Consider the following 4,220-nt stretch of genomic DNA (forward strand, 5'->3'; position numbering starts at 1 on the left):
TTCAAGCGCTGACGTCGGCGCTCTGACCTGACCCTGCGCGGCGCCAGCGGGGCTGCGGGCCGATGCGCGGCCAGTCCACCCGTGCGCTGCGGGGCCTGACGCCTGCATCCCTTCGCTTCGAACGCCGGCAGGCCCGGCGGCGCAGCCGTGCCCGCATGGCCCTGGGCCGCAGACAGACCCCTTTGTCGGGAGGCTCATCGTTTGACCTATCGACGTCGATCGAATTCTTGGGAAAAATGTCCCAAGCATGACGACGCTGGTGCGCGCACAACAGGTCCTTGAAACAACCGTTGCAACCTTGCTTCGGCCGCTGTTTCGCCTGTTGCTGGGGCAGTCCATGTCCTTCATCGCCTTTGAAGAGATTGCCAAGCGCGTATTCGTGGAGGTGGCGATGAAGGACTTCAACATCGAGGGCAAAGCCCCCTCGATGTCGCGTGCGGCCATCCTGTCCGGCCTGACCCGCAAAGAGGTTGCCAGGCTGCTGGCTGACTTGCCGCCGGGTGAGTCGGCGCCAAGCGAGCGCTACAACCGCGCCGCCCGTGTGCTGACTGGCTGGCAGCGTGATGGAGACTTTCTCGACAACGATGGCTCGCCGCGCTGGCTGCACGACGAGGGCCCGCGCAGCTTTGCCGAGCTGGTGCGCCGCTACAGCGGCGACATGCCCGCGCGCGCGGTGCTGGACGAGCTGCTGCGCGTGGGCTCGGTGCGTCGCCATGACGACGGTCGGATCGAGCCCGTGGCACGCGCCTACGTGCCGACGACCAGCGTGGCCGAGAAGCTGGCCATCCTGGGCACCGACGTGGCCGACCTGATTGCGACCATCGAACACAACATTACCCATGGCGGGACGGAGCCGCGCTTCCAGCGCAAGGTGATGTACCACCGCATCGCCATCAACCACCTGCCGGCGCTGCGCCGGCAGAGCGCCGTCCAGTCGCAGGCGCTGCTCGAACGGCTGGACCGTTGGCTGCAGGAGCACGACACCGGCGTGCCCGACGACGGCCCCGAGCCGCGCGCCGCGCGCGTCGGCGTGGGCATCTACTACTTCGAAGAACCGCTGCACGACTCGCCGGAGTCGGACTCGGCTTTCATGGGAGAAGGCAGATGAGACTCCAGCGTTGGCTTGCCATCGGCAGCGGTCTGCTGAGCATGGTGGCGTTCTCCTTCGCCGGCAGCGGTGGTGGTGGGGGTGGCATCGGTGGCACCGGGGGCATGCGCCTGGCGGTGACCGACGCCCCGGCCTGCGGCTACGAACAGGTCAACGTCACGATCAACAAGCTTCGTGTTCATTCGCACGCCGACGCAGGAGCCGGCGACGTCGGTTGGTCCGACATCGTGCTGAGCCCGCCGCGCCGGATCGACCTGCTGACGCTTCAGAACGGCTTGGTCGAGTTGCTGGGCGAAACCCCGCTGAGCGCTGGTCACTACGCACAGATCAGGATGGTGCTGGCCGACAACAGCAAGGCCACGCCTCTTGCCAACTCGGTCGTGCCGTCCGGTCAAACCGAAGTGGCCTTGGACACGCCGGGCAGCAGCACCAGCGGCATCAAGATCAAGCTCGACACCGATGTCGGCGATGGGCAGGTCGTCGACGTGGTGCTCGACTTCGACGCCTGCAAGTCCGTGGTGTCGGCCGGCAATTCCGGTCGCTACAAGCTCAAGCCGGTGATCACGGCGATCCCCTTGGTGACGGGCTCTGGACAAGGCGTCGTCGGCTATGTCGATCCGTCGTTGCCGATGTCGCAAACCCGGGTGGCGGTCCAGTCCCACGGGGTGCAGGTCAAGGCGACCACGCCCGACGCCGGCGGCAAGTTCGTGCTCTACCCGGTGCCCGTCGGGAGCTACGACCTGGTGATCACCGCTGCCGGGCGCGTCACCGCCGTCGTGACAGGGGTGCCAACCGACACGGTGGCCTACACCAACGTCAACACCGCCGATTCGCCGATCGTGCCGGGTGTGGCTGCACTCGGCTCACGCACGGTGGGTGGCCTGGTGTTGCCCGCCTCGGCCACCACAAGGGGATGGCAGCAGCTGACGGGTGGTCCTGTTGTGGAGGTGGGCTTCGGGCCTGTGGACGCCCAGACCGGCGCCTACTCGCTGGCGCTGCCGATCGATGCGCCGTGGACGGCCACGTATGCACCGCTGCAGTCCTCGATCACCTTCACCGTCGACGGCCAAGCCGCGGGGCAGTACACGCTGGAGGCCGCTTCGGGAAGCAAAGTGAAGACGAAGTCGGTCGATGTGCGGCTGCCGGTGCCGCCAGTCAACTTCACCTGGCCATGAATGACCGACAGGAAAGCGTCAGTTAGCCGACGCGGACGACTGGGAGGGCCCACCATGATCGAATCGAACATAGCAGCTTGCCGGGTGATGGTCGTCGATGACGACGAGACCAACCTGCTGTTGGCCACCGAGGTGCTGAGGCTGTTCGGGGCCCAAGCCGTCGCCTGGAGCAACTCGGCGGCGGCGTTCAAGGCGTTCGAGCAGGAGCCCGTGGACATGATCTTCATGGACGTGCACATGCCCGGGATGGGCGGCCTGGAGCTGGCCGACAAGATCCGTGCAGTCGAGCAGCACACCGGCCGCCGAAGAACACCCATCGTGGCGTTGACCGCCAGCGCCATGCCGCACGAGCTGGAAGCCTGCCTGCAGCATGGCATGGACGAAGTGATGACGAAGCCGTTTGTTTTTTCTGCGCTGAAAGCAACGCTGCATCGCTGGTGTCCGGCCCCCGATCCGCTGCAGGGGAGCGGCCCGCTCTAGGCGTACGAAGGTCAGCGCTGATGGCCGACCTTCACAGCGACCGCGGCAAAGGCTGCTCGCCGTCCACCGCATCGCTGGGCTGAGCTGTCGCAGCAGCCTTGACATCCAAGGCCCGGGCACCATGCTTGCCATTCCCCCGCATCGGGGCCTGTTCGGCCCGGCCAGGAGTTGTCATGGCGAAGCACGGCGAGAAGGCCCAGGAAAAGGTCGAAAAGGTGTTGCATGAGTACAAGCACGGCGACCTGAAGAGCAGCAGCGGCAAGAAGGTGACGAGCCGCAAGCAGGCGGTGGCGATCGGCCTGTCGGAAGCGCGCGCCGCGGGCGGCAAGGTGCCGGCCAAGAAGTCGAGCGGGTCTTCCAGCTCGCGCAAGCACTGAACAACCGTCCACGGCGGAACAGTCATGCAAGCCTCGTCATGGATCCTGTGCAGCCTGGTGTGGGCGGCCATGGCGGCCTGCAGCACTGCTGCATCCACAACCGCCGACCCGGGCTACGGGCCCAACCCGAACTTGCCGGCGCCTCAGAAGCAGCTGATTCCGACTGTCAACGTCGCCAAGGCCAATCCGTGGCCCGCCGGCACGGCGCCGGTGGCGGCCACGGGCTTGGCGGTGAAGGCTTTCGCCACCGGCCTGACCCACCCGCGCTGGCTGCTGGTGCTGCCCAACGGCGATGTGCTGGTGGCCGAGACCAACGCGCCGCCCAAGCCCGACGACGGCAAGGGCCTCAAGGGCATGGTGATGAAGGCCAAGATGAAGGAGGCCGGCGCCGGCACGCCCACGCCGAACCGCATCACGCTGCTGCGCGACGCCGATGGCGACGGCGTGGCCGAGGTGCGCAGCGTGCTGCTGGAGAACCTCAACTCACCGTTCGGCATGGCGTTGATCGGCGATCAGCTTTATGTGGCCTGCACGGACGCAGTGATGCGCTTTCCCTACCGTGCCGGCGACACCCGCATCAGCGCCGCCGGCAGCAAGCTGACCGACCTGCCGGCCGGCACGCTCAACCACCACTGGACCAAGAGCCTGATCGCCAACGCGGCGGGCACCAAGCTCTACGCGACCGTCGGCTCGAACAGCAATGTGGCCGAGCATGGCATGGAGGTCGAAGAGGGCCGCGCGGCGATCTGGGAGATCGACGTGGCCAGCGGCCAGAAGCGCTTGTTCGCCACCGGCCTGCGCAACCCCAATGGCATGGGCTGGGAGCCGGGCAGCAAGGTCTTGTGGACGGTCGCCAACGAACGCGACGAGCTGGGCGACAACCTGGTGCCGGACTACCTGACCTCGGTGCGTGATGGGGCGTTCTATGGCTGGCCCTACAGCTACTACGGTGCCCATGTCGACGCGCGTGTCTCGCCCAAGAACCCCGAGATGGTCGCCAAGGCCGTGGTCCCCGACTACGCGCTCGGCTCGCACACCGCATCGCTGGGCATGACCTTCTCCGATGGCTCGACGCTGCCG

General features: G+C 66.8%; 5 protein-coding genes. All 5 read left to right on the forward strand.

What is annotated here, in order from left to right; translation table 11 throughout:
* The first annotated feature begins 247 nt into the window (after positions 1-247).
* Positions 248-1,108 (forward strand): DUF6502 family protein, encoded by an 861-nt coding sequence (locus tag AC1DYI_RS28260; RefSeq protein ID WP_477207447.1) that lies wholly within the window; start codon positions 248-250, stop codon positions 1,106-1,108.
* Entirely contained in the window at positions 1,105-2,283 is a 1,179-nt protein-coding gene (locus AC1DYI_RS28265) for a DUF4382 domain-containing protein (protein WP_477207448.1), read from the forward strand. The genes AC1DYI_RS28260 and AC1DYI_RS28265 overlap by 4 nt, the downstream gene beginning before the upstream one ends.
* Positions 2,284-2,337: 54 nt before the next feature.
* Entirely contained in the window at positions 2,338-2,763 is a 426-nt protein-coding gene (locus AC1DYI_RS28270) for a response regulator (RefSeq protein ID WP_477207449.1), read from the forward strand.
* 173 nt (positions 2,764-2,936) lie between these two features.
* Positions 2,937-3,140 (forward strand): DUF6496 domain-containing protein, encoded by a 204-nt coding sequence (locus AC1DYI_RS28275; RefSeq protein ID WP_477207450.1) that lies wholly within the window; start codon positions 2,937-2,939, stop codon positions 3,138-3,140.
* 24 nt (positions 3,141-3,164) lie between these two features.
* Positions 3,165-4,220, forward strand: a 1,056-nt coding sequence (locus tag AC1DYI_RS28280) for a PQQ-dependent sugar dehydrogenase (RefSeq protein ID WP_477207451.1), incomplete at its 3' end; no start/stop codon positions are given.

It is taken from the genome of Ideonella sp. P3_A4 (assembly GCF_056403075.1).

What these genes read in the sequence shown, in the direction of transcription:
- AC1DYI_RS28265 (WP_477207448.1), top strand. Translation starts at nt 1,105, where the DNA reads ATGAGACTCCAGCGTTGGCTTGCCATCGGCAGCGGTCTGCTGAGCATG.
- AC1DYI_RS28260 (WP_477207447.1), top strand. Translation starts at nt 248, where the DNA reads ATGACGACGCTGGTGCGCGCACAACAGGTCCTTGAAACAACCGTTGCA.
- AC1DYI_RS28275 (WP_477207450.1), top strand. Translation starts at nt 2,937, where the DNA reads ATGGCGAAGCACGGCGAGAAGGCCCAGGAAAAGGTCGAAAAGGTGTTG.
- AC1DYI_RS28270 (WP_477207449.1), top strand. Translation starts at nt 2,338, where the DNA reads ATGATCGAATCGAACATAGCAGCTTGCCGGGTGATGGTCGTCGATGAC.